At 63.2% G+C, this 23488-nt stretch carries 22 protein-coding genes and 1 other RNA gene; 11 read left to right on the top strand and 12 right to left on the bottom strand.

Features of this window, described 5'->3' with window-relative positions:
• The first annotated feature begins 64 nt into the window (after positions 1–64).
• Positions 65–1819 (top strand): bifunctional metallophosphatase/5'-nucleotidase, encoded by a 1755-nt coding sequence (locus ACMA5I_RS03720; protein WP_525884890.1) that lies wholly within the window; start codon positions 65–67, stop codon positions 1817–1819.
• Between the two features lie 63 nt (positions 1820–1882).
• Here the strand turns inward: ACMA5I_RS03720 and ACMA5I_RS03725 are convergent, their stop codons facing one another.
• From ACMA5I_RS03725 to ACMA5I_RS03775, 11 genes are all read right to left on the bottom strand, one after another.
• Positions 1883–2731 carry an MBL fold metallo-hydrolase gene (locus ACMA5I_RS03725; RefSeq protein WP_525884891.1) on the bottom strand — a complete coding sequence of 283 codons (849 nt, stop codon included), beginning with the start codon at positions 2729–2731 and terminating at the stop codon, positions 1883–1885.
• Between the two features lie 19 nt (positions 2732–2750).
• Positions 2751–3941 (bottom strand): TFIIB-type zinc ribbon-containing protein, encoded by a 1191-nt coding sequence (locus ACMA5I_RS03730; protein WP_525884892.1) that lies wholly within the window; start codon positions 3939–3941, stop codon positions 2751–2753.
• A gap of 18 nt (positions 3942–3959) precedes the next feature.
• Positions 3960–5075, bottom strand: a complete 1116-nt coding sequence (locus ACMA5I_RS03735; protein ID WP_525884893.1) for an SPFH domain-containing protein — start codon at positions 5073–5075, stop codon at positions 3960–3962.
• 3 nt (positions 5076–5078) lie between these two features.
• Complete coding sequence (locus ACMA5I_RS03740) at positions 5079–5972, bottom strand: DUF2927 domain-containing protein (RefSeq protein ID WP_525884894.1); 894 nt, start codon at positions 5970–5972, stop codon at positions 5079–5081.
• Positions 5973–6023: 51 nt separating this feature from the next.
• The gene (locus tag ACMA5I_RS03745) at positions 6024–7205 is read right to left on the bottom strand and encodes a toxic anion resistance protein (RefSeq protein WP_525884895.1); all 1182 of its coding nucleotides are present in this window, start codon (positions 7203–7205) and stop codon (positions 6024–6026) included.
• A 2-nt stretch (positions 7206–7207) separates the two neighbouring features.
• The gene (locus ACMA5I_RS03750; RefSeq protein WP_525884896.1) at positions 7208–8137 is read right to left on the bottom strand and encodes a 5-bromo-4-chloroindolyl phosphate hydrolysis family protein; all 930 of its coding nucleotides are present in this window, start codon (positions 8135–8137) and stop codon (positions 7208–7210) included.
• A 303-nt stretch (positions 8138–8440) separates the two neighbouring features.
• The gene (locus ACMA5I_RS03755; protein ID WP_525884897.1) at positions 8441–8962 is read right to left on the bottom strand and encodes a hypothetical protein; all 522 of its coding nucleotides are present in this window, start codon (positions 8960–8962) and stop codon (positions 8441–8443) included.
• Positions 8963–9001: 39 nt separating this feature from the next.
• Positions 9002–10471, bottom strand: coding sequence for an Asp-tRNA(Asn)/Glu-tRNA(Gln) amidotransferase subunit GatA (gene gatA / locus ACMA5I_RS03760; RefSeq protein WP_525884898.1), 1470 nt, complete (start codon positions 10469–10471; stop codon positions 9002–9004).
• Between the two features lie 3 nt (positions 10472–10474).
• On the bottom strand, positions 10475–10762 hold the full coding sequence (gatC, locus tag ACMA5I_RS03765) for an Asp-tRNA(Asn)/Glu-tRNA(Gln) amidotransferase subunit GatC (RefSeq protein WP_525884899.1): 288 nt from the start codon (positions 10760–10762) through the stop codon (positions 10475–10477).
• A 30-nt stretch (positions 10763–10792) separates the two neighbouring features.
• Positions 10793–11482, bottom strand: coding sequence for a ceramidase domain-containing protein (locus ACMA5I_RS03770; RefSeq protein ID WP_525884900.1), 690 nt, complete (start codon positions 11480–11482; stop codon positions 10793–10795).
• 75 nt (positions 11483–11557) lie between these two features.
• Positions 11558–12010, bottom strand: coding sequence for a nucleoside deaminase (locus tag ACMA5I_RS03775; RefSeq protein ID WP_525884901.1), 453 nt, complete (start codon positions 12008–12010; stop codon positions 11558–11560).
• Positions 12011–12053: 43 nt separating this feature from the next.
• Between ACMA5I_RS03775 and ACMA5I_RS03780 the strand changes: the two genes are divergently transcribed.
• From ACMA5I_RS03780 to rnpB, 3 genes are all read left to right on the top strand, one after another.
• Entirely contained in the window at positions 12054–13040 is a 987-nt protein-coding gene (locus ACMA5I_RS03780; RefSeq protein ID WP_525884902.1) for an RNA pseudouridine synthase, read from the top strand.
• Positions 13037–13726 carry an N-acetylmuramoyl-L-alanine amidase gene (locus ACMA5I_RS03785; protein WP_525884903.1) on the top strand — a complete coding sequence of 230 codons (690 nt, stop codon included), beginning with the start codon at positions 13037–13039 and terminating at the stop codon, positions 13724–13726. The genes ACMA5I_RS03780 and ACMA5I_RS03785 overlap by 4 nt, the downstream gene beginning before the upstream one ends.
• 10 nt (positions 13727–13736) lie before the next feature.
• Positions 13737–14094: RNase P RNA component class A (gene rnpB / locus ACMA5I_RS03790), an RNA gene on the top strand.
• 32 nt (positions 14095–14126) lie between these two features.
• On the opposite strand, the gene ACMA5I_RS03795 is transcribed toward rnpB, so the two are convergent.
• Entirely contained in the window at positions 14127–15311 is a 1185-nt protein-coding gene (locus tag ACMA5I_RS03795) for an FAD-dependent oxidoreductase (protein WP_525884904.1), read from the bottom strand.
• 596 nt (positions 15312–15907) lie between these two features.
• Here ACMA5I_RS03795 and ACMA5I_RS03800 point away from each other — a divergent pair.
• Genes ACMA5I_RS03800 through mraY form a run of 7 tightly spaced genes read left to right on the top strand, consistent with a single transcriptional unit; the run spans position 15908 to position 23486 of the window.
• The gene (locus tag ACMA5I_RS03800; protein ID WP_525884905.1) at positions 15908–16384 is read left to right on the top strand and encodes a division/cell wall cluster transcriptional repressor MraZ; all 477 of its coding nucleotides are present in this window, start codon (positions 15908–15910) and stop codon (positions 16382–16384) included.
• Entirely contained in the window at positions 16381–17349 is a 969-nt protein-coding gene (gene rsmH / locus ACMA5I_RS03805) for a 16S rRNA (cytosine(1402)-N(4))-methyltransferase RsmH (protein WP_525884906.1), read from the top strand. The genes ACMA5I_RS03800 and rsmH overlap by 4 nt, the downstream gene beginning before the upstream one ends.
• Positions 17346–17657 (top strand): cell division protein FtsL, encoded by a 312-nt coding sequence (gene ftsL, locus ACMA5I_RS03810; protein ID WP_525884907.1) that lies wholly within the window; start codon positions 17346–17348, stop codon positions 17655–17657. Before rsmH ends, ftsL begins: the two co-directional genes overlap by 4 nt.
• A 4-nt stretch (positions 17658–17661) precedes the next feature.
• The gene (locus ACMA5I_RS03815) at positions 17662–19488 is read left to right on the top strand and encodes a peptidoglycan D,D-transpeptidase FtsI family protein (RefSeq protein WP_525884908.1); all 1827 of its coding nucleotides are present in this window, start codon (positions 17662–17664) and stop codon (positions 19486–19488) included.
• Between the two features lies 1 nt (position 19489).
• Complete coding sequence (locus ACMA5I_RS03820) at positions 19490–20962, top strand: UDP-N-acetylmuramoyl-L-alanyl-D-glutamate--2,6-diaminopimelate ligase (protein WP_525884909.1); 1473 nt, start codon at positions 19490–19492, stop codon at positions 20960–20962.
• Positions 20959–22401: a UDP-N-acetylmuramoyl-tripeptide--D-alanyl-D-alanine ligase gene (locus ACMA5I_RS03825; protein ID WP_525884910.1), complete on the top strand. Its 1443-nt coding sequence runs from the start codon at positions 20959–20961 to the stop codon at positions 22399–22401. The genes ACMA5I_RS03820 and ACMA5I_RS03825 overlap by 4 nt, the downstream gene beginning before the upstream one ends.
• Entirely contained in the window at positions 22401–23486 is a 1086-nt protein-coding gene (mraY, locus tag ACMA5I_RS03830; RefSeq protein ID WP_525884911.1) for a phospho-N-acetylmuramoyl-pentapeptide-transferase, read from the top strand. Before ACMA5I_RS03825 ends, mraY begins: the two co-directional genes overlap by 1 nt.
• The last annotated feature ends 2 nt before the right edge of the window (positions 23487–23488 follow it).

Here is a 23488-nt window from a genome sequence, read left to right on the forward strand (position 1 = left end):
GGGCGCTTATCTGCCTAAACTTGGGCATATTGCGGAATCAGTGCCGCATGACAGGGAGTATCTTATGAAGAGTTTCAGCTTAGCCGCCTCCGTTTTGGCCCTTTCGGCGGGAATCGCCGCGGCCGAGACGCAGATCACCATTCTGCACACCAACGACTTTCACGCGCGCTTCGAGGCGATCAACAAATACGACTCGACCTGCGATGATGAAACGCAGGAAGCGGGCGAATGTCTCGGCGGCACGGCGCGGCTTGTGACCGCGATTGCCGAGGCCAAGGAGCGCAACCCGAGCGCCTTCCTCTTTGATGGCGGCGACCAGTTCCAGGGCACGCTGTTCTACACGCAATATAAGGGCGAAATGGCCGCCGAGATGATGAACAAGCTCGGCTATGACGCGATGACCGTGGGCAACCATGAATTCGACGATGGCCCCGAAGTGCTGGCGGGCTTTGTCGATGCGGTCGATTTCCCTGTGCTGATGTCGAATGCGGACCTCTCGGGCGAGGATCTGCTCAAAGACAAGATCGCCAAATCCACCGTGATCGAGCGCGATGGCGAGAAATTCGGGATCATCGGGCTGACCCCGCAGGACACAGATGAACTTGCCAGCCCCGGTGAGAATGTGATCTTCACTGCGCCCGAGGATGGCGTTGCCGCAGAGATTGCCAAGCTGGAAGAAGAGGGCGTGAACAAGATCATCGTCCTGTCGCATTCCGGCTATGAGGTCGATATGCGCGTCGCCGAAGCGGTGGACGGGATCGACGTGATCGTCGGTGGTCACTCGAACACGTATCTGTCGAACGAGGACAGCGATGCGGCGGGCCCATATCCCACCATGGTCGGCGATACGGCGATCGTGCAGGCTTATGCCTACGGCAAATTCCTGGGCGAGTTGAACGTGACCTTTGACGACAACGGCGTCGTCACCGAGGCCAGCGGCGCGCCGATCCTGATGGACAACAGCGTGGCCGAGGATGAAGAGACCCTCTCGCGCATTTCCGAGCTGGCCGCGCCGCTCGACGAGATCCGCAACGAGATCGTCGCCGAAGCCGCCGAACCGATCATCGGTGACCGTGAAGTGTGCCGGATGCAGGAATGCGGCATGGGCAACCTCGTGGCCGATGCGACGCTGGAGCGGGTGCGCGATCAAGGCATCCAGATCGCGATCCAGAACAGCGGCGGTTTGCGCGCCTCGATTGACGCGGGCGAAGTCACCATGGGCGAAGTGCTGACCGTGCTGCCCTTCCAGAACGTGATCGCGACCTTCCAGCTTTCGGGCGAACAGGTGCTTGAGGCGCTGGAAAACGGTGTGAGCCAGATGGAAGAGCAGGCTGGGCGCTTCCCGCAAGTGGCGGGGATGAAGTTCACCGTCGATCCCGCGGCGGAAGCCGGGTCGCGCATTTCCGAGGTGATGGTTGAGGATGGCGACGGCTGGGTCGAGCTTGATCCGGCGGGAACTTACGGCGTTGTCGCCAACAACTATCTGCGGACCGGCGGCGACGGCTATGCGGTCTTCACCCAGGCCGAAAACGCCTATGATTTCGGCCCGAACCTCGAAGATGTGGTTGCCGAATTCCTGGCCGACAACACGCCGTATCAGCCCTACACCGATGGCCGGATCACCGTTCTGGCGAGCGCCGATGCAGGTGACGCAGCGGCTGAAGAGGGCGCGTCGGATGCGGCTGAAGGTGAAGCTGCTGCGGAAACCGAGGCGGCTGCTGAAGGTGAAGCGGAAGCGAGCGCCGAAGGCGACGCGGCTGCGGAAGCTGAGGGCGATGCCGAGACTGGCGAAGCCGAGACGGAAGCGGCAACGCAGTAAGCCGCGACCCGAAAAAACAAAGCTCTCGCAGGAGATTGCGGGGGCTTTTTCATGTCCGGGCCGCTAGAGGTTCTCCCAGCTAAACGCATCGCCATCCTCGGCCACGCGCCCGATGGACGGTAGCGCGAAATGGCTGCCGACGACCACGCGCTGCGCCTCCGCCGAGCTTGCCAAAAGCGTGCGGCGGGAGGTCACGGCCTCCTCCGGGTCGGCGTCGAATTTGAAATGCCAGTCCGGGTGCTGACACTGCGCCGCCATGTGGATCGCATCGCCCGTAATCACCGCCTCGCGCCCGCCGCTGGTGATCAGCACCGAGACATGGCCGGGCGTGTGGCCCGGCGTCGGCATCAGAGTCACGTGATCGCCAAGCGGGTGTTCCCGCTCCACAAATTCCGCCTGACCCGCCGCGATGACCGGCAAAACGCTTTCCGTGTAGCGCAGGTCATCGGCGGATTTGAGCGCGGCCTCATCGGCTTTCGGCAGAATGTAGCGCGCCTTCGGGAAGGTCGGCACCCAGCGGCCATCCACAAGCTGCGTGTTCCAGCCGATATGGTCGGCGTGCAGATGGGTGCAAAGGACATAATCCACATCCTCGGGCGCGACATCCGCCGCTTTCAGCGCGGCCATGAAACGGCCAGAGTCGCGCTGATGCCAGATCGCCTTTTTCGGGTGAGTCTTGTGATTGCCGACGCAGCTATCGACGAGGATCACATGGGACGGCGTTTTCAGCAAGAACCCTTGAAACGGAAAGATCAGCTTGCCGCTCGCGGCATCATAGGTGCCGGGGGCGTGGCGCTCGATGATCTCGGTGACATCTGGGCCCACCGTCGGGAACAGCTCTTCGGGCGGCATGAAGGGGGCGAGCAAGTCCAGCACCCGCCAGATTTCCACATCACCGATTTTATACAGCATCGCCAGCCTCCTGCGCCGATCAGTTCACGTAAATTCCGCCGCCCCCGATATTGATGGAGCCGCCTTCCATCCCCGCCAGAACGAAGCCGACAATCGCGGCGACGATCAGCCCGAGGATCACCGCGAAGGCGATTTTCCACTTCGAATAGGGGCGCTCGCCCTCGACCTGACCCGTGCGGCCATTGATGACGAAACGGTAGCTTTGCCCGCGATATTTATACGCCGCCATCCAGACCGGGAGCAGGATATGCTTGAAGGTCACGTTGGAAATATCTGTATCGAGGGCAGAAATCTGCTGTTGGTCGCCGCCGATATCGAATTTTACATCGCGGCGGATCGTGCGGTCCATGATCTGGCGCGCCTCGGTGAATCCGTCCTTGAGGGCGACCGTGTAGGCCTCCGCCCGAAAGCCCGCGAGATATTCGGGGCGGTAGGGCTCCAGCGCGGGCAGATCCCATGGTTGCAGCGCATCGGTATATTTCTTCGGCAGGCTGGTCGCGCCGAGGACCAGCACATCGTCGAAATTCCGCGCGACGCGCCCGCTCACCGGGGTCCAGCGGATTTTCGGCACCTGCTGCATCCGCGTCTGCGGCTTGCCATCCACCATCACCGTGACCCGCTGCGTTTCGTAATACACATCACCGCGCTGGCCGCGATAGCGCGAACGGGTGGCGGCATCATAGGTCCAGTAGGGGACGTAAATGCCGTTCATTTTCCGCCCCTTGCGGGCGTATTCCTTGAGGCCATTGGGGGCAAACCAGAGTGAGCCAAGCCAGTTGTTCAGCCGCTCATGCGCCTCTTTCTCGGGGATGCCGAAGGGCAGCACGCCCTTGGGTTTGATCTGCCGATGGGTGCCGGTGTCCACGACCACCGGGGTCGCGCAGAAGGGGCAGTCTTTCGAGTGGATATCGGGCTGAAACTCCACCGTCGCGCCGCAATTGGGGCATTGCGAGGTGCGGATGTCCTCCATCTCGGCGGGGGCGAGTTCGTTGTCGAGCCCTTCCTGAATGGGGATTTCGGCCAGCTCCGCACCGTTCCAGAAACCCTCGCTCGCGCCGATCTGCCGGGTCGCGCCGCAATGGTCGCAGGCGAGCAGCCCGCTCTCCGGCGCAAAGCGCATGTCGGAGCCGCATTGATGGCAGGGGAAGCGGTGATCGTTGATCTCCACTTCCGCTTGTTTCCCAATAATATCCGGGTTGAACTCCGCCATGCGCGCGGTCCGCGCCGCTTACGCGCCGGGCGGGGGCGGCGGAAGGATGGTGAAAAGCTGCGCCAGCTCGTCGACCTCATCCGCTTTGGTCCAGCCATCCTGGCCGGGCGTCCAGACCAGCGTCTCGCGGCTCAGTCCGCCATCCTTCGCCATGCGGCCAAGCTCGGCTTTGTTATAGGGGCCGGTCGCCTCGCCATCCTTGGCGACATGCCAGACCTTCTCACTCGGAAGGGGCGGCGGCGTTGGCGCGCTTGCGGGCGCTTGGCCCCAAGGGCCGCGCTGTATTCCGGCACCGGCGCCCATGGCCATACCGATCCCGGCGCCGAGACCCGCGCCCATGCCGGCACCCGCGCCGCCCGGATTGCGGGCCGCTTCGGTCATCGCTTCGGCCGCGCTATATTGGGTGAAGCGGCCAAGATCCCCGGCGAGACCCGCCGAAGTGCGCTTGTCGAGCGCTTCTTCAACCGCGTCGGGCAAGCTGATGTTCTCAATGTAGAATTCCGGCATCTCCAGCCCGTATTCGGCAATGAGCGGCTTGATCTTCGCGGCGACCAGCTTGGCGAGATCCTGCGTGTTCGCCGCCATGTCGAGAACCGGAATCCCGCTCTCCGCAATCGCCTGACTGAAATGGGAGACGATGATGTTGCGGATCTGGTAATGGATCTCGTCGGTGGTGAACTCGCCATCCGTGCCGACGATCTCTTGCAGGAATTTGCCGGGATCGCTGACGCGGATCGTGTAGGTGCCATAGGCGCGCAGACGCACCGGGCCGAATTCCGGGTCGCGGCAGATGATTGGGTTCTTGGTGCCCCATTTCAGGTCCTGAATCCGCGTCGTGTTGACGAAATAGATCTCGGATTTGAACGGGCTGTTGAAGCCGTGATGCCAGTTTTGCAGCGTCGTCAGGATCGGCAGGTTGTTGGTTTCGAGCATGTAAAGGCCGGGGCGGAACACATCCGCAAGCTGGCCCTCATGGATGAAGACCGCCGCCTGACCTTCGCGCACGGTCAGCTTTGCGCCATATTTGATGGCGTGGCCTTCGCGCTCGAAACGGTAGACGATGGTGTCGCGGTCATCCTGCGTGTGGTGGATGACGTCGATGGCTTCCCCGCGGAGGAAATCGAAAATAGGCATGGGTTACGGGCCTCCTTGTTGCACAAATGCCAGTGCATCCGCCGCGAGTTGGGGGAGCATTGGCGTCGCCTCTTCGAGCGACATACCCGGACGCAGCCGCTCGTCGTAAAGCATACGGAGCAGCGCCGCGTCATGGGCGGTAATCAGCGCGAATTCCTCGTCATCATTGAAGATCGAGGGCCGCGCGAGGAAACTGTCATTGAGAAGCCCGAGGGCCTGCGCCAGTTCCTCATGGATGCAGCTTTCCCGCAAGGCGGGGGTCTGCGCATCGTTGATGATGATGAGGGCAAAGGCGATGGAGCTTGGCGATTGCACCGTGCCCGCAAAGCTGCCCATGCAGAGGATCGACGGATCGGGATTGCGGAACTGGTTCAGCGTCGCCTTGGAGAGCGGCGTGTCGGCTTCCTCGATCCGGTCAGCGGCGAGGCGGCCGGACTCCGTGTCGAAGAAAGTCACGCGCATATTCGCATCCTCGGGATCATCCACGAGGCTGATGTCATGCCCGGTGATGTTGCGCAGGCGGCGGGCCATCACGGCGACGGCCTTGCGGTCCCGGTTGACCTGCCCGACGCTCGCGCCGATGGAGTGATGCACGCCGATCCGCACCGGGTCTTGCCAGCGTTGGAGCCCAACCTGCTTCTCGCGCTGCACGAAGCGCCCGGCCCGCTCATCCATCTCGCTGTAGAAGGCGATGCGCTTGAAATTCTCAATCAGATCATTGGTGTTGAACCGCGCGTCCCGCGGCCAATATTCCCGGCGCATCCCGCCATTGGCGCGGATCTGCGTTTCGACCTGCATGTAATAATCCGAAAGCGCGGCGTCCTGATCCTCCGGCAACGGCGCATCGGGCGTGCAGGCGGCGAGGGCAATAAGGGCGGCGAGGACGCGTGCTTTCATCTCGATCTTTCATAAGGGGAGGGGAATGTCGCCATCCCCCTCCGATGTGTTTTAAACGGCGTCGCCAACATTTGCGTTACCGCCCTTCTGAGCTTTGGCCGCTGCGAGGGTATTTTTCAACTCCTCTTCCATGGCGATCAGCTCTTCTTCGGCCTTCGCGCGTTTGGATTTGCCTTCATCGGCAATGCGCAGGCTGTCCTGAATCGTCTCGATCAGATCGGCATTGGCCTTTTTGATCGCCTCGATATCGAACACGCCGCGCTCCATCTGCTCACGCACCTCGCGGTTGGCTTGCTTGAGATTGTCGGCGTTTTTGGTCAGCAGTTCGTTAGTCAGGTCATTGGCTTCCTTCACCGCGCCCGCCGCTTCGCGCGAACGGTGGATGGTGACGGCCTGCGCCAGTTGCGTCTCCCAAAGCGGGACAGTGTTGACCAGCGTGGAGTTGATCTTGGTCACAAGGCTCTTGTCGTTCTCCTGCACAAGGCGGATCGAGGGGAGCGACTGCATGGTGACCTGACGGGTCAGCTTGAGGTCATGCACCCGGCGCTCCAGATCGTCGCGGGCGGAACGCAGATCACGCAATTCCTGCGCCTTGATGACGCCCTGATCTTCGGGCGCGTCCTGCACTTCCTGCTCCTTGGCGGGAATGACGCTCTCGTCGAGCTCTTTCAGCTTTTCCTGACCGGCGGCGATGTAAAGCGCCAGTTCGTCGTAGAAATCCAGCGTCTTTTCATAGAGTTTGTCGAGGCTCTTGATGTCCTTCAAAAGCTGATGCTCATGGCCGAGAAGGTCGGTCGTGATCTTGTCGATCTGCGCCTGCACCGTCTCATATTGCGCCATGAACTCGGCGACGGGCTTTGCACGGCCCAGAAGGCGCTCCCACCAGCTGCGCTTGCGGTTCGGGTCCAGCTCATCGACGGAGAAGCCGCGGATCGAGGTGACGATCTCGCGGAGCGAGTTGCCCGCAGGCCCCACATCCTTGTTGCGCACGCCCGAGAGCATTTCCTGCGAAATCTGCTGAAGCTCCGCCTGCGCGGTCGAGCCAAACTGGATGATCGACTGGGTGTCGGCCATGTTGAGCTCGGCCTTGCGCTGCTCGACTTCCGCCTGCTCATGGGGCGCGAAATTCTCGACGATAATCACCTCATCTTTCGGCTCGGCCAGCGGCATATTCACCACATCCTCAACATCTTTGACGGCCGCTTCGGCCTGTTCGCGGATTTTCTGCGACATCGTTACTCTCCTTTACGGGCCACCAGCCCCTCTTGTTGCAGCCGATCTCGAAGCACTTCGATCTCAACGTCAAGATCGGTGCGGTCCTCGACCAGCAAAATATCGCGCTTCTGACGGAAGCTTTGTTCCAGATCATCAAGCAATTCGACATATTCGGCGCGGGATTCCGTCTCCGGGTTGCGCGCATAAAGATCGGCAAATTTCAGCGTCGCATCCCGCGCGCCCTGCAAATAGACGGTGAGATATTTCCGGGCGCGGGTCAGATCGCGCGGATCTTCCTCGACGCGGGCAAACATCTCGCGGGCGGCGGTGGCCATGGCCCGCACCCGCTCTTCGAGACGGCGATCGTTGAAACGGCGCGAGGCGGCGAGGGTCTCGTTGAGCATCTTTTCGGCGTCCTCAACCGCGCGCATGGCGCGGTCCGCGTCGAAGCGGTTGGTCTCATCAAGGCCCTTGTCTTTCAACGGGTCGAGACCGAAGGCGAGGCTGTGCGAGACACCGGCCAGGAGGCCAAAGACGACCCCGCCAATAATATCCGTGCCAAAGCCAAGGGTCGCACCGAGACCGACGCCGAGGCCGGTCAGCACCGAGGCGAAAATTTTGCGGGGGAAGGCTGGGCGGCGGGCAATTTTGCGTTCGTTATAAGCGTCTTCGGCTTTCAGCCCGTCCACATTGATCCATGCAGCGAGCATCAGGAGCGCGAAGCCGCCGAGCCGTCCGAGGGTTTCCATCGGATCGCCGCCGCTGATCGCGCCGAGCGCGCTGAAGAGGAGTGGAATGGGCAGGGCGAACATGGCCCGCGCCCGAAACCGGGATTTGCGCACCTTGCGGCCCCGGAAATTCGCGGCAGGCGGGCGGCCATCGGCATCGAGCTGCCAGTCCTCGGGGCGCGAATTTTCAGGGCTGTAGCGCCCCCCCCAGCGTTCCGCCATCACAGACCTCCCAGACCGAGAGTCAGAATGATCAGCGCGAGAACCACCCACGCGATCTTGCCGAGAAATCCGTTTTGCATGGCTACCCTCTCCCGCGATGCGCGCGATTAACATTGCACAGAAAGCCACGAGGGCCAAAATGATGACGAGCCGGAGCATATCCTAGAGATAGGGACGCTCTAAGCAAAAGTTAAGGAAGCTGCGCGTCGGATGCAGCGTTGCGATCACAGTTTGGTGAGATTTGTTTGAAAATGAAAAAGCCGCTGACATGCAGCGGCTTTTTGCGAATCAATTCAAGGCCGTTCAGTTGGCCGTCAGCATCCGCTGATAGGGCTCCGGCGTCCAGTTGCAGGCGTAACCATCGCCGTCACGGTCGAGGTTCTGGTTGTCATTGGTCGGGCCGCCATTCGACAGGAACGCGCGCTGTGCGGCGTCAGCCGAGGCGTAACGCGAGCAGCCACCGCCACCGATCCCGCCGCTGCGGCGATACATGCGGGTGCCGACCGGATGGGTCGATTGCAAAGCATATTCTGCGAGGTTCACACCATTGGCGCGCTCGGGCACGGCGGTCGGCTGATCAATGACCAGCTGAGCAGCGGCACGGCGGCGGCGCTCAGCGTCCGATTCAATGGTCTCTTCCTCACGAATCGCATCAAAATCATTGGTTTGCGAGATCCCGCTCACCTCGACAGCGGCCGGGTCCGCAGCCCCTTCCGCGGTCGGCTGGGCGCCGGGCGTGGCGACGGTTTGCTCATAATTGGGCGCGGGCGGAGACGCACAGGCGCCAAGAGCAATCACAGAAATCAGTGCAAAGCTGCGCAACATCATAACTATCCTTTCCACGCGCCCCGATCGACCCTCGGATCAGCGCCACCAGACTTCCGGCTTGGCGGAAAATTCTGCGGCGCTTTCAAGCCCGTAGGCCAGGTTCAGGAGCGCATCTTCCTCAAAGGGACGACCAATAAGCTGGAGGCCAAGCGGCAGTCCCGAATTCGTTAAACTAGTTGGCACAGATACCGCTGGAAGGCCAGATAGATTCACCGTGATCGTGAACACATCGTTCAAATACATGGCAATTGGGTCACTATCGGCGACTTCGCCCAGACCGAAGGCCGGGGTGGGGGTTGCGGGGGCCAAAATGGCGTCCACCTGCCCAAAAGCGTCGGTGAAATCGCGGCGTACGAGGCGGCGCACCCGCTGCGCCTTGCGGTAATAGGCGTCGTAGAACCCGGCTGAAAGCACATAGGCCCCGACCATCACGCGGCGGCGCACTTCCGAGCCGAATCCTTCGGCGCGGGTTTTCTCATACATATCCTGCACACCGTCGCCCGCATCAAGCTTGGCGCGGTAGCCATAGCGCACCCCGTCATAGCGCGAGAGGTTCGAAGAGGCTTCCGCCGGCGCGATAATATAGTAGGCGGGCAGGGCGTATTTGGTGTGGGGCAGGGAAATATCCACGATCTCCGCGCCTTGATCGCGCAGAAGGTCCGCGCCTTTTTTCCAGGCCGCGTCGATCTCGTCCGAGAGACCTTCCAGGCGATATTCCTTGGGAATCCCGATGCGCTTGCCTTTGAGATCGCCGGTCAGCGCCGCTTCATAATCCGGCACCGGGACATTCGCGCTGGTGCTGTCCATCTTGTCGTGACCGGCCATCGCGCCGAGCATGATCGCCGCATCGCGCACGGTTTTGGTCATCGGGCCCGCCTGATCGAGCGAGGACGCATAAGCCACGATCCCCCAGCGGGAGACACGGCCATAGGTCGGTTTCAGACCCACCGTGCCGGTGAAGGCCGCGGGCTGGCGGATCGAGCCGCCGGTATCCGTGCCGGTGGCGCCAAGACAGATGCCAGCGGCAACCGCCGCCGCAGAGCCGCCCGAGGAGCCGCCTGCGGTGATCTGCGCGTCATCGCCCTTGCGCCGCCACGGGCTGACCGCCGGGCCATAGACCGAATGTTCATTCGACGAGCCCATGGCGAATTCATCCATGTTCAGCTTGCCGAGCATGACCGCACCGGATTCCCACAGCTTGCGGGTAACGGTGGATTCATATTGCGGTTTGAACCCGTCGAGGATTTTCGAGGCCGCCTGCGTCGGGACATTCTCGACGCAGAAGAGATCCTTGATGCCCAGCGGAATGCCCGAAAGCGCGCCGGTCTTGTTCGCATCGGCGGCCTTGGCCTGTTCCCGCGCCTTGTCAAAAGTCGTGTGGACATAGGCGTTGAGCGGGGCGGCGGCCTCCACCTCGGCAATCGCCGCTTCCGTGAGATCGACGGCGGAGAGCCCGCCCTGAAGCTGCTCGCGCGCGTCCGCGATGGTCAGATTGCGAAAATCCATGTCTTACTCCACCACTTTCGGGACCGCGAAAAAGCCTTCGCGCGCATCGGGGGCGTTGGCGAGGACCTTGTCCTGCATCTCGCCCGCCGTGATCTCGTCCTCGCGGCGATAGAGCGCGGTCTCATTCACATTGGTGAGCGGCTCGACGCCCTCCACATCGACCTCATTCAACTGCTCGACGAAATCGAGAATTTTGCTCAGCTCATCGGCGAGTTGCGGCAGGTCATCGTCCTTGACGCGAATACGCGCCAGTTGCGCGGCGCGGGCGGCTGTTGCGGTGTCGATCGACATCGGCGTCCTCTTTGATTGGTTGAGGGCGGTTTACCGCTGGCGCGGCGGTGAGGCAAGGGGGCGGCCGCGCTCTAGAACGACCTTTGCATAACCGTGCTCCAGCACGAGGATCATATGGCAGAGCATCACGGCGTTGAGGATATGCCAGAGGAAATGGGTGCCGAGCGGGAAGCTGTCGCAGATCGGGCCGTCAAGCGTGCGGAAGATGATGGAGACCGCGAGAATGCCCGCGCCGATGATCCACCCCTTGGCGGTTTCCGGGTCGCGGCCCCGCAGGATCACGCTGTAGAGTGCGATGAGAACCGGGATGCCTGCATAGGTCGAGGATGAGCCGAGCGGCAGGATCGCCCCAAGGGCGCGGCCCGCGAAGACGGCGAAGACCAGTCCCGCCAAGGTCAGCGCCGCGCTGCGCCAGCCGGGTTGGCGCAGGATGAGAAAGGTCGCGGCGAAGATATAGGTGACGACATAGGCGAGGATTGGGAGCGTATCCGCGAGGCTGGCCCAAGCGGTCGCGAAGCTGTGGAAGAGGAAGGAGCCGATGCCGATGATGAAGAGAATGAGGCAGAGCGTCTGGCTGAGCGGATGTGCCGCCCGCCCGCCGATGCGCCGCCACGCGATAAGGGCGGCGAGAATAAATGCGAGGTTGGTGAGGGCGTTCACCGGCTCGGACCAGAAGGAAAAATCGGTGCGCTCGCAATAGGCGTCGAATTGTTCAAACATGCGCCGGGTCTCCTGTCCCATGAAGATGCGCCGGACCGTGCCCGGCGCGGTGCTGGCCTTGCGTTTCTCGCCGGGTCACGCGCCGCGCCGTTCGGTGAAGAAATCACGGAGCAGGGCGGCGGCTTCGGATTCGGCGATCCCACCATAGATTTCGGGCGCATGGTGGGCTTGCGGGTGGTCGAAGACGCGCGGGCCGACGGTCACGCCGCCGGATTTCGGGTCCGCTGCGCCGTAATAGAGCCGTGCGATCCGCGCCGCCGCGATGACGCCGGCGCAGGTGGGGCAGGGCTCCAGGGTTACATAGAGGTCGCAGCCGGTCAGCCGTTCCGAGCCGAGCGCCGCGCAGGCCGCGCGGATCGCCATCATTTCGGCATGGGCGGAGGGATCGCAGAGCTCGCGTGTGCGGTTGCCCGCTTGCGCCAGCACAGCGCCACGCCGCACGACCACCGCCCCCACAGGCACTTCGCCGCGCGCCGCCGCCGCGCGGGCCTCGCCAAGCGCGATGTCCATATATGAGGTGAAGCCCATCTTTCCCCTGTTTCCTGATCGCCTGTCGCGGTATAGCCCGGATATGACCAAGGAAACAGATCAAGAGCGGATCGCCAAGCGCCTTGCGCGGGCGGGTGTGGCGTCGCGGCGCGAGGCGGAGCGGATGATTGAGGCCGGGCGGGTGACCGTCAACGGCAAGACCATCGACAGCCCGGCCCTCAATGTCGGCCCGAAAGACGAGATTACAGTGGACGAGCAGCCGCTCAAAGCGCCGGAGCCGATCCGCATGTGGCGGTATCACAAACCCTCGGGCCTCGTGACCAGCGAGCGCGACGAAAAGGGCCGCGAGACGGTGTTCGACAAAATGCCGCCGGAGATGCCGCGGGTCATGAGCGTCGGGCGGCTCGATCTGAATTCGGAGGGGCTGCTGCTCCTCACCAATGACGGCGAATTGAAGCGGCGACTGGAATTGCCAGCGACGGGTTGGGTCCGCAAATATCGTGTCCGCATAAAGGGGAACCCGGAAGACGCCGACCTCGCGCCGCTCCGCAAAGGTGTCACCATCGACGGCGAGCGGTTTCAGGGCATGTCCGTCTCGCTCGACCGGGTGCAGGGTGCGAATGCGTGGCTGACCATCGGGCTCCGTGAGGGCAAGAACCGTGAGATCCGCCGCGCCATGGAGGCGGTCGGCTTCGAGGTGAACCGGCTGATCCGTGTGTCTTATGGACCGTTCCAGCTTGGCGATCTGGCGCGCGGCGCGGTGGAGGAGATCCGCCCCAAAGTGCTGCGCGATCAGTTGGGGCTCAGCCAGGAAGACATTGAGGCCGAGGCGCAGAAGCATGAAGCGGCGCAGAAGAAGCGGCCGATGCGGCGCGGCAAGCCGGGTGGGCCGAAGGGCAAACCGGGCGGGAAGCCTGCGGTTGGGAAATTGGGCGGCGGGAAGACCGTCGGCGCGAAGGCTGGAGGCGGGAAGTCGGGCGGCTCGAAAGGTCAGAGTGGCAAACCCGGCGCGCCTAAAGGCAAAGGCCCCGCCAAGCCGAGCCGCCCGAGCATCCGCAGGAGCCGTTGATGCTCTCGCCGAGCCATGGCGAGCGGCGGGATGGCGGGTTTCCGCAGCTTATTGTCCTCCATTACACGGCCATGGAGAGCGCACGGGCGGCGTTTGACCGGCTTTGCAATCCGGCGGTCGAGGTTTCGGCGCATTATCTGATTTCCGAGGTGGGCGAGGTCCAGCAACTCGTCGCCGAGGATCGCCGCGCCTGGCATGCCGGGGCCGGGCAGTGGGGCGAGATCACGGATGTGAACAGCCATTCCATCGGGATCGAGCTGGCGCTTCATGTCACGGATGACCGCGCGCCGCCCTTTCCGGCAAAGCAAATGGACGCGCTGGAGTCGCTGCTGCGGGGGCTGATGGCGCGCTACAGCCTCGGCCCGCATCGGGTGATTGGTCACTCGGACCTCGCGCCGGGACGGAAAAACGATCCGGGGCGGGCCTTTGACTGGCGGCGTTTGGCGCGGCAAGGGCTGTCGGTTTGGTATGAGCCGCAGGCCGATCAACCCGCCACGCAAACTGATTTTTTCGAAAACGCCCGCCGCTTCGGCTATCCCCCTGCCGAAGAGGCCGCCGTGCTGGACGCTTTCCGCCAACGCTTCCGCCCATGGGACCGCTCACCCGGCCCGAACGACGCCGACCGCGCGGCCGTCGCGGACCTCGCCGCGCGTTATCCCGTTGACCTGAAGGCCGCCCAAGCCTAAACCCGCGCCTGCGGATGGCCGGATGACCGCGCGTAATGTGAGGAAAGTCCGGACTCCAGAAGGGCACGATGCCGGGTAACGCCCGGCCAGAGCAATCTGAGGGACAGCGCCACAGAAAACAGACCGCCCGCGCTTGCGCGGGTCAGGGTGAAAAGGTGCGGTAAGAGCGCACCGCGCCGCCGGTAACGGGGGCGGCAGGGCAAGCCCCATCGGGAGCAAAGCCAAATAGGGAGCGTATCGGGCCGCCTTTCGCCCTCGCGCTCCGGGTTGGCTGCAAGGAGCGGCGGTGCAAACCGTCCGCCAAGATGAATGGTCATCGGGAGCCGCAAGGCTCGCTACAGAATCCGGCTTACAGGCCATCCGCGTTTTTCACCTGTGCTAACGCCCTAGGGCTGCGCCGTTATCTTGGCGGCAGGCCCCGCATAGGATTGATCAGGCTGCCGCGCACAAGATGGCTGAGGATCGTCGGCATCGGCGGCATATGGCTGAAAGGCGCGAAGATATAGTCGCGCAGGATGGGCAAGGCGCGATTGCCGGACTGATAGAGCGGTGTGAAGATCCAACTCATCGCCTGATAGGCGTTGGTATGCAGCCATCGCGCCTTGGCGTAGTTCGGCAGGGCGTCGTCCAGGGGCCATGTTGTGAGGGATCGGATCAGGGCCGAGGCGTCGAGCAGGGCCATATTCGCCCCTTGCCCGAGTTGCGGGCTGGCGCGGTGCGCGGCGTCGCCAATATAGACGATCCGCTCACCATAGGGTTTGCGCAGGGAACCATGGGAATAGACGGCGGCGGTCATCTGGCTGTGGTCGGTGATCTGCGCGGTGAACGGCGCGAGGTCGGGCCAGAGGCGGGTCGCCTCATCGCGCCAGGCATCCAGCGGCGTTTCTTGCCATGCCTTGAGCTTCGCGCGCGGGAGCGACCAGAACAGGGCGGCTTTGAGTTTGTCCTCCCCCGGCAGCGTCCCGATGGGCAGGATGCCGATCATATGCGTTGCGCGGCGATAGCGCTGTTGCAGGGCGTCGTAGCGCAGGGCGCACTCTTCCGGCCAATCCACGGTTCCCCAAATCGCGCCATAGGCGAGAGGTTTGAAGACCAGCGGGCTGATGGGCGAGTTCGCGCCGGTCGTGTCGATCACCAGATCAAAGGGTCCGGCAGTGCTGCCATCGGCGAAGGTGAGGTGCCTGCCTTCGGGCGCAAGGGATGTGGACACGAGGCGATGCTTCGCCTTGATCTCGATGCCGTCTTTCGTCGCAACATCCAGCAGCGCCTCGAAAAGCGAGGCGCGATGAATGCCCAAACCGAAATGCGGACCGCCGGGCGGGCCATAGGACACGTCGAGAATTTTGCGACCGTTTTTGGCTTCATGACCGATCATGAAATAGCCTTTGGCGCCCTTGGCCAAAGCCGCCTCTGCCGCGCCAATCTCTTCTAGCACGCGCAGCCCGACCGGCTGGATCACAAGGCCCGAGCCGACGGGTTTTGGCGTGTCGAACTGATCGAAAAGCGCGATGGAGAAGCCCGCGCGTTTGGCCAGAATGGCGGCGGCGAGCCCGCCGATCCCACAGCCGCAAATGGCAATTTTCATCCTGCACCCCTCACGTCGCCGCACCGTATGCTGACCTCAGCGTCATTAGCAACAGCGCGGCGCGAAAAACGTCGCCCATGAAATCCCAAATTTTTGGGGCGGATACCCAATTTCGAGAGCGGATCAGCGGATATTGGGAAAACGAATCACCCCCACATCATGGGAAATCGCGGGAATTCACGCAGATTTCTCCCAATTGCCTGTGGATAACTCCGTGTATAAAGTCGCGGATGTCGATTTTTTGGGAATGATGCCCACCGAACACCGCCACTATATCTGGTGTGGTTAATCACTCCGTTTACATAGATGTTCCGTATTTTCATGCATCGCAGCATGATTTCCCATGTGTGCAACTTGCCTGTGGGAGAAATTCCCATTGATTTCCATAAGCTCCCATGGGATACCAAATGCACGATGAAGAGCGGACGGGACAACGATCCCGGATAAGAAAAAGAGCAGGTTTCATACAGGCACCGTCTTCACCGAAAAAATGATCCGACGCGACAGCGAGCAGATGCAGTCGGGCGTAATGCGAAAGCGGCGGATCGTGCGGAGCAGGCACGGTCCGCCCTTTTCGTCTTGGAAGGGGATTTGGCGTGAACGACCAATTTCGGGGCAGCCCGAAAAGCAAGGTTGACACGAAGGGGCGGATGTCGATTCCGGCCCAGTTCCGCCGTGTGCTCGAAGAGGGCGACCCCACCCGCGAAGCCGGCAAGCCGCCGACCGTCATTCTCGTCTGGGGCCCGTCGAGCCAGCCCTATCTGGAAGGCTACAGCCGGATCGGTATGAACGGGATCAGCGAGATGATCGCCGCCCTGCCGCGCTTTTCCGACAAACGCAAACGGGCCGAAAAGCTGCTGTTCCGCCGCTCGGTGGAGATGCAACTCGACGATACGGGCCGGATCGTTTTGTCCAAGGAGTTGCGCGACAAGATCGGCGTGAGCGGCGAAGTGCAGTTCTCCGGCATGGGCGAAAGCTTCCAGATCTGGTCGCCCGACGCCTTCGACGCCGACGAAGCGATGCTCGACGACGACGATCTGGATCTCGGCGATCTTCTGGGGGGCGAGGCATGAGCGACGCGCCCCATATCCCCGTTCTCATCGAGCCGCTGATCGAAGCGGTTGCGCCCGTTGAGGGGCATTGGATCGACGGCACATTCGGCGCGGGCGGCTATGCGCGGGCGCTGGTGGAGGCTGGGGCGAGCCATGTCACCGGGATCGACCGCGACCCGGATGTTCATGCGCGTTCCGGCTGGCTCGCGGATTGGCCCACGATCACACTGACGCGCGGGACGTTTTCCAAACTCGATGAGATGGTGGACGGGCCGGTCGATGGCGTCGTGCTCGATATTGGTGTGTCGTCCATGCAGATCGACGAGGCGGAGCGCGGGTTTTCCTTCCAGAAGGACGGGCCGCTCGACATGCGTATGGCGCAGGAAGGGCCGAGCGCGGCGGATCTGGTGAATTCCCTCTCCGAAGCGGAACTGGCGGATTTGCTTTACCTTTACGGCGAAGAGCGTGCCTCCCGGCGGATCGCCCGCAAGATCGTGGAGTCGCGTCCCCATAGCCGGACGCTCGCGCTCGCGGAGGTGATTTCTTCCGTCATGCCGCGCCAGAGACCGGGCCAGCCCCATCCGGCGACCCGCAGCTTTCAGGCGCTGCGCATTGCCGTGAATGACGAGTTGGGCGAGTTGGTCGCGGGGCTCGCGGCGGCGGAGCGGATCCTCAAGCCGGGCGGTTGGCTCGCGGTCGTGACCTTTCATTCGCTGGAGGACCGGATCGTCAAACGCTTCATGCAGAGCCGTTCGGACAGCGCTGCGAAGGGGAGTCGCCACGCACCCGCTCAGGAAGGGCCTGAACCGACCTTCGTGCTCGCGCCGCGCAAGGCGATTGCGCCGAGCGATACCGAAATTGACCGCAACCCTCGGGCTCGCTCCGCCAAACTTCGCGTGGCGCGCCGGACCGAGGCCCGCCCGCTTCCCGTTGACGCCGCCGCCCTTGGGATGCCGGGCGCGCAGCGAAAAAGGAGATCTTCATGAGAGTGCTTGTCACGATTGCCGGTTTCGTTCTGATGGTGGCCGCGGCCGCCTGGGCTTATTCGGAAAACTACCGCACCCGCGCCGCGATGGACGACTTGCGCCAGATCGAGACCGGGCTGGAGCGCGAGCAGGAAAAGATCCGGATGCTCGAAGCGGAATGGGCCTTTCTCAACCGTCCCGAGCGTCTCATTCGTCTGGTGAACCGCTATCAGGGGGAGCTTGGGCTTCAGCCGCTCCATCCCAGCCAGTTTGGCGCGGTCGCCAATGTTCCTTTCGCCGCCGAGGCGCAACTGACCAGTGCGGAGTAACCCTATGATCCGGAAAGCCGCCCATCACGTCCGCCGCCCGCTGCGCCCGCTGGCCCGTGTGATCGCCGCCCGCGCCAAGGGCAATGATCCCGCGCCGATCGAGCAGGAGATCCGTCAGGCGCGCCAAGCGGAGATGAATTCGACACGCCGCCGCCGCTCGGAAGGGCGGATGTTCCTGCTTGGCGGGTTCTTTGTGCTGTGCTTCAGCTCGGTTGCGGTGAAGATGGCGATCATCGCGGGCAGCGGGGAAGCGGCGCCGATTGCGACACCTGACCGTCATGCGATCCTGGCCGAGCGCGCCGATATCGTGGACCGCAACGGCGCGGTGCTGGCAACGAATGTGCAGACCAACGCGCTTTACGTCGAAACCCGCGATCTGGTGGACCCGCGCGCCGCCGCGTACGGGCTGGCGCGGATTTTCCCGGATCTCAACGCCGACACCCTTTACGAAAAATTCACCGGCAAGCAGACCTTCCACTGGGTGCGCAAGGTCATCAGCCCGGAGCAGCAGCAGGCGGTTCATGATCTGGGCGAGCCGGGGCTGAAATTCGGCTCCCGCGAAATGCGGCTCTACCCTAATGCGGCGGTCGCATCGCATATCCTCGGCGGTGCCGGTTTTGGCCGCGAAGGCGTGCGCGCGGCGGAAGTCGTGGGCCGGGCCGGGGTCGAGAAATGGTTCGACACCTATCTGCGCGACCCGGAAGCGGGCAAGCCGCTGGAGCTGTCCCTTGATATTTCGGCGCAAATCGCGCTGGAGCAGGTGCTGGCGCAAGGCATGGCGGACTATCAGGCCAAGGGCGCGGGCGCGGTGCTGATGGAGGCCAAGACCGGCCGCATCGTGGCCATGGCGTCGCTCCCCGATTTTGATCCGAACAACCGCCCGCTGCCGGGGCAATATGAAGACCCGGCCCTTTCGCCGCTCTTCAACCGCGTGGCGCAGGGAAACTATGAGCTGGGCTCGACCTTCAAACTCTTCGCCGTCGCCAATGCGATGGAGAAGGGGCTCGTCGGCCCTTACACCGTGATCGACATTCGCGGCCCGTGGAAATGGGGCAAATATACGATCCGCGATTTCCGCAATTACGGCAATGAGTTGTCGGTGACGGACATCATGGTGAAGTCGTCCAATATCGGCTCGGCCAAGCTCGCGGTTCACGCGGGCAAGGAAGCGCAGCAGAATTTCCTCAAGGGTCTCGGCTTCTTCTCCCCGCTGCCGGTGGAGTTGACCGAAGCCGCGGGCTCCATGCCTATGCTGCCGCCGCGCTGGTCGGAACTGTCGACCATGACCGTCTCTTATGGCCACGGCATTGCGGCGACGCCGCTGCACCTCGCGACCGCCTATGCCACCATGGTCAATGGCGGGCTGAAAGTGACGCCGTCGCTGCTGAAGGACAGCCCGCTCCCGACCGAGGCTGACCGGATCATCTCGGAAGAAAACTCCGCCCGCCTGCGCGACATTCTGCGTCAGGTGGTCACGCGCGGCACCGCGAGCAAGGCGGATGTGGCGGGCTATGAGGTCGGCGCGAAAACCGGGACGGCGGACAAGCCGAACCCGCAGGGTGGCTATTATGAGAACAAGGTGCTGGCGACCTTCGCGGGCGTGTTTCCGGCGTCGGACCCCGAATATGTCCTCGTCCTCTCGCTCGATGAGCCGGTGGCGATCATCAACGGCACCCGCATCCGCACCGCGGGCTGGACCGCCGTGCCGGTCGCCGCGAAAGCCATTGAACGGGTCGCGCCGCTCATGGGCCTGCGCCCGAAACTTGACAAGAACGGCGGCGGCGACAACTCTGCGCCCAAAGTAACACTCGCGACAACGAGCTGGGATTAACATGACTGCAAAGCCGCTTTCCGCGCTCGGCCTCAAGGGGCCGGGCGATCCGTCCATTTCTGGTCTTTCCGTGGACAGTCGAAAGGTGGAAAAGGGCCATCTTTTCGCGGCCTTGCCGGGCACCAAGGTTCATGGCGGTGAGTTTGCGCAATATGCGATCCGCATGGGCGCGGCGGCGGTTCTGACCGATGAGGAGGGCGCGCGGATCATCGACGAGACAGTTCCGGGCCATGACACGGTGATCCTGATCGACGCCAATCCCCGCCTTGCGCTCGCCCGTGCTGCCGCCCGCTTTCACGCGGCGCAGCCCGAAACCATCGTCGCGGTCACGGGGACGAATGGCAAAACCTCGGTCTCCAGTTTCACGCGGCAAATCTGGGAAGCGCTTGGCTTCGAGGCGGTGAATTTCGGCACGACCGGCGTGGAAGGCGCGGTCGCGGCGCCGCTGACCCATACGACGCCCGAGCCGGTGACGCTCCATGCGCTCTTGGCCGATCTCGATGCGAAAGGCGTGACCCATGCGGCAATGGAAGCGTCCTCCCACGGTCTCGCGCAGCACCGCCTCGACGGGGTGCAATTGCGGGCCGGGGCGTTCACCAATATCACCCGCGACCATCTCGACTATCACGCAGATGCGGAAGAGTATTTTCAGGCCAAGCTCGGTCTTTTCACCCGCGTTCTGCCCCATGACGGCGTGGCGGTGATCAATATCGACGATCCGCGCGGGCAGGAGGTGGTGGACGCCGCTTCCGCGCGCGGGCTTCGTGTGCTGACGGTCGGCGAGGCGGAGACGGCGGATCTGCGCATCCTCTCGGCGCGTTTCGATCCGGCGGGGCAGGATGTGCGGTTCGCCTATGAGAGCGAGGTCTATCAATGCCGCCTGACGCTGATCGGCGGCTTTCAGGCGCATAACGCAGCGCTGGCGGCGGGCCTCGTCATCGGTTGCGGCGCAGACCCGGCACAGGTGTTTCGCGTCCTGCCGCAGCTTGAGACCGTGCGCGGGCGGATGGAGCTCGTCGCCAAACGCGACAATGGTGCGACGATTTTCGTCGATTACGCTCACACCCCCGATGCGCTGACGACCGCGCTCCGCGCGCTCCGCCCCCATGTGCCGGGCCGGATTGTGGTCGTCTTCGGCGCGGGCGGCGACCGGGACACGGGCAAGCGGCCCCTGATGGGCGAGGCCGCCACGGCGGACGCCGATGTGGTGATCGTCACCGACGACAACCCGCGCACCGAGGACCCGGCCACCATCCGCGCCGCGATCATGGAGGCCGCGCCCGAGGCCACCGAAGTCGGCGACCGCGCCGAAGCGATCCTTGCCGGTGTGGATGCGCTGAAGCCGGGCGATGCGCTGCTCATCGCGGGCAAGGGGCATGAGACGGGTCAAATCGTCGGCACCGATGTGCTGCATTTCGACGATGCGGAAATGGCCAGCGTCGCCGTGCGCGCGCTTGAGGAGAAGGGCGTATGAGCCTTTGGACAGCAGCGGAGGCGGCCAAGGCCACCGGCGGCAAAGCGCAAGGTGAGTGGGATGTGAACGGCGTCTCCATCGACACGCGGACGATTGAAAAGGGCGATCTTTTCGTGGCCCTCAAAGATCAGCGGGACGGCCATGATTTCGTCGCGCAGGCTTTGGAGAAGGGTGCGGGTGCGGCGCTGGTGTCGCACCTCCCCGAAGGCGTGGCGACCGATGCGCCCCTGCTCATTGTGGACGACGTTCTGCCCGCTCTCGAAAAACTCGGCCTCGCGGCGCGGGCGCGGACCCAGGCGAAGGTGATCGCCGTGACCGGCTCCGTCGGCAAGACCGGCACCAAGGAAATGCTCCGCTCGGCGCTGGCCGGGCAGGGCAAAATCCATGCGGCTGAAAAGAGTTACAACAACCATTGGGGCGTCCCTCTGACCCTCGCGCGGATGCCGCAGGACACGGATTTCGCCGTGATCGAGATCGGCATGAACCATCCCGGCGAGATCGGCCCGCTGGCCCGCATGGCGCAGCCGCATGTGGCGATTGTCACCACGGTCGCCCCGGTGCATATCGCCGCCTTCGAGAATGTCGCGGGGATTGCGCGGGAGAAAGCTGCGATTTTTGAGGGGCTTGTCCCCGGCGGCACCGCTGTCATTAACCGCGATATCGACACCTATCCGATCCTCTACCGCGAAGCCAAAGCGCGGGCGGGAAAGGTTCTGCGCTTCGGCCAGACCGGGCGGCCCGACTACCGTTTGACCCGCATCCAGCTTCAGGATGAAGGCACGCAGTTCAAACTGCGCCATGCCAAAACCGACCGGCTTGTGAAACTCGCCGCGCCGGGTCGCCACCTCGCACAGAACGCTTCGGCGGTGCTGGCGGCTGTGGAAGCGGCGGGCGCAGACCCGGCCCGCGCGGCGCTGGCGCTCGCCGATTGGCGGCCCCCGCCCGGACGCGGCGCTCGCTGGGAGATCCATCGCAGCGAGATGGATGGCGAGGTCATTGATCTTATTGATGAAAGCTACAACGCTAACCCGGCCTCCATGGGCGCGGCGCTCGATGTGCTTGCCGCCTCGCGCCCGCTGGACGGTTACGGGCGCGTCGCGCGCGGCCGCCGCATCGCGATCCTTGGCGATATGCTGGAGCTTGGCGAGACGGAAGCCGAGGCCCATGCCGCCATCGCCGCCAACCCTTCCATGGCGCAGATTGACCGCGTTTATTGCGTCGGCCCGCTCATGCGTGCCCTTTATGACGCGCTCCCGCGGAACAAACGCGGCGACTGGGTCGAGCGCTCCAGCGAATTTCTGCCGCGCCTTGGCCGGATGATCGACGAGGGCGATGTGGTGATGGTAAAGGGCTCGCTCGGCTCGAAGATGGGCCTCATCGTTGACGGTATCAAGAAATTGGGCGATGCACGTCCCCAGCAGACTTCGGAGAGTGCGTAATGTTGTATTTTTTGTCTGAGTTATCCGATGGGGGCGGGGTCTTTAACCTCTTTCGCTACATCACCTTCCGCGCTGGCGCGGCCTTCCTGACGGCGCTTTTGTTCGGCTTCATTTTCGGCAAGCCGATCATCAACATGCTGCGGCGCAAGCAGAAAAAGGGCCAGCCGATCCGCGATGACGGGCCGGAGGCGCATCTACTGACCAAGGTCGGCACGCCCACCATGGGCGGCGTGCTGATCCTCGGCGCGTTAACCGTCTCGACGCTCCTTTGGGCGCGACTCGACAATGCCTATGTCTGGATGGTCCTGCTCGTGACCCTTGGCTTCGGCGCGATTGGCTTTGCCGACGACTATCTCAAGGTCTCCAAACAGAATGTCGCCGGGGTGCCGGGCAAAATCCGCCTGCTGGCCGGCTTCGCCATCGCCGCCGCTGCCGGATTTGTCGCCATGTCGATGCAGCCAAGCGACATTTCGGCGCATCTGGCCTTCCCCTTCTTCAAGAATTTTCTGATGAATCTGGGTCTCCTCTACATCCCCTTCGCCATGATCGTGATCGTCGGCGCGGCCAACGCGGTGAACCTCACCGACGGCCTCGACGGCCTTGCCATCATGCCGGTGATGATCGCAGCAGGCACCTTCGGCATCATCTCCTATTTCGTCGGCAACGCGGTCTTCGCGGAATATCTCGAAGTCCACCAGGTGCCCGGCGCGGGCGAGTTGATCGTCTTCTGCCTCGCCCTCATCGGCGGCGGCCTCGGGTTCCTGTGGTATAACGCACCGCCCGCCGCGGTCTTTATGGGCGACACCGGCTCGCTCGCCTTGGGCGGCGCTCTCGGCGCGATCGCCGTCGCGACCAAACACGAAATCGTTCTGGCCATCGTCGGCGGCCTCTTCGTCGTCGAAGCGCTCTCGGTCATCATCCAGGTCGCCTATTACAAACGCACCAAGAAACGCATCTTCCTGATGGCCCCGATCCACCACCATTTTGAGAAAAAAGGCTGGGCCGAGCCGCAGATCGTCATCCGGTTTTGGATTATCTCACTGATCTTGGCGATGGTCGGGCTGGCGACGTTGAAGCTGCGGTGATG

Origin of the sequence: Jujubicoccus corallicola (genome assembly GCF_047345645.1) — a bacterium.
GTDB lineage: Bacteria > Pseudomonadota > Alphaproteobacteria > Rhodobacterales > Rhodobacteraceae > JBLEFH01.

Coding starts and splice junctions, on each gene's coding strand:
- ACMA5I_RS03725 (WP_525884891.1), bottom strand. CDS start 2,731: ATGCTGTATAAAATCGGTGATGTGGAAATCTGGCGGGTGCTGGACTTG.
- ACMA5I_RS03735 (WP_525884893.1), bottom strand. CDS start 5,075: ATGCCTATTTTCGATTTCCTCCGCGGGGAAGCCATCGACGTCATCCAC.
- ACMA5I_RS03755 (WP_525884897.1), bottom strand. CDS start 8,962: ATGTTGCGCAGCTTTGCACTGATTTCTGTGATTGCTCTTGGCGCCTGT.
- ACMA5I_RS03795 (WP_525884904.1), bottom strand. CDS start 15,311: ATGAAAATTGCCATTTGCGGCTGTGGGATCGGCGGGCTCGCCGCCGCC.
- rsmH (WP_525884906.1), top strand. CDS start 16,381: ATGAGCGACGCGCCCCATATCCCCGTTCTCATCGAGCCGCTGATCGAA.
- ACMA5I_RS03745 (WP_525884895.1), bottom strand. CDS start 7,205: ATGTCGCAGAAAATCCGCGAACAGGCCGAAGCGGCCGTCAAAGATGTT.
- ACMA5I_RS03775 (WP_525884901.1), bottom strand. CDS start 12,010: ATGGGCTTCACCTCATATATGGACATCGCGCTTGGCGAGGCCCGCGCG.
- ACMA5I_RS03820 (WP_525884909.1), top strand. CDS start 19,490: ATGACTGCAAAGCCGCTTTCCGCGCTCGGCCTCAAGGGGCCGGGCGAT.
- gatA (WP_525884898.1), bottom strand. CDS start 10,471: ATGGATTTTCGCAATCTGACCATCGCGGACGCGCGCGAGCAGCTTCAG.
- ACMA5I_RS03825 (WP_525884910.1), top strand. CDS start 20,959: ATGAGCCTTTGGACAGCAGCGGAGGCGGCCAAGGCCACCGGCGGCAAA.
- ACMA5I_RS03815 (WP_525884908.1), top strand. CDS start 17,662: ATGATCCGGAAAGCCGCCCATCACGTCCGCCGCCCGCTGCGCCCGCTG.
- ACMA5I_RS03720 (WP_525884890.1), top strand. CDS start 65: ATGAAGAGTTTCAGCTTAGCCGCCTCCGTTTTGGCCCTTTCGGCGGGA.
- ACMA5I_RS03750 (WP_525884896.1), bottom strand. CDS start 8,137: ATGGCGGAACGCTGGGGGGGGCGCTACAGCCCTGAAAATTCGCGCCCC.
- ftsL (WP_525884907.1), top strand. CDS start 17,346: ATGAGAGTGCTTGTCACGATTGCCGGTTTCGTTCTGATGGTGGCCGCG.
- ACMA5I_RS03770 (WP_525884900.1), bottom strand. CDS start 11,482: ATGTTTGAACAATTCGACGCCTATTGCGAGCGCACCGATTTTTCCTTC.
- gatC (WP_525884899.1), bottom strand. CDS start 10,762: ATGTCGATCGACACCGCAACAGCCGCCCGCGCCGCGCAACTGGCGCGT.
- mraY (WP_525884911.1), top strand. CDS start 22,401: ATGTTGTATTTTTTGTCTGAGTTATCCGATGGGGGCGGGGTCTTTAAC.
- ACMA5I_RS03740 (WP_525884894.1), bottom strand. CDS start 5,972: ATGAAAGCACGCGTCCTCGCCGCCCTTATTGCCCTCGCCGCCTGCACG.
- ACMA5I_RS03780 (WP_525884902.1), top strand. CDS start 12,054: ATGACCAAGGAAACAGATCAAGAGCGGATCGCCAAGCGCCTTGCGCGG.
- ACMA5I_RS03730 (WP_525884892.1), bottom strand. CDS start 3,941: ATGGCGGAGTTCAACCCGGATATTATTGGGAAACAAGCGGAAGTGGAG.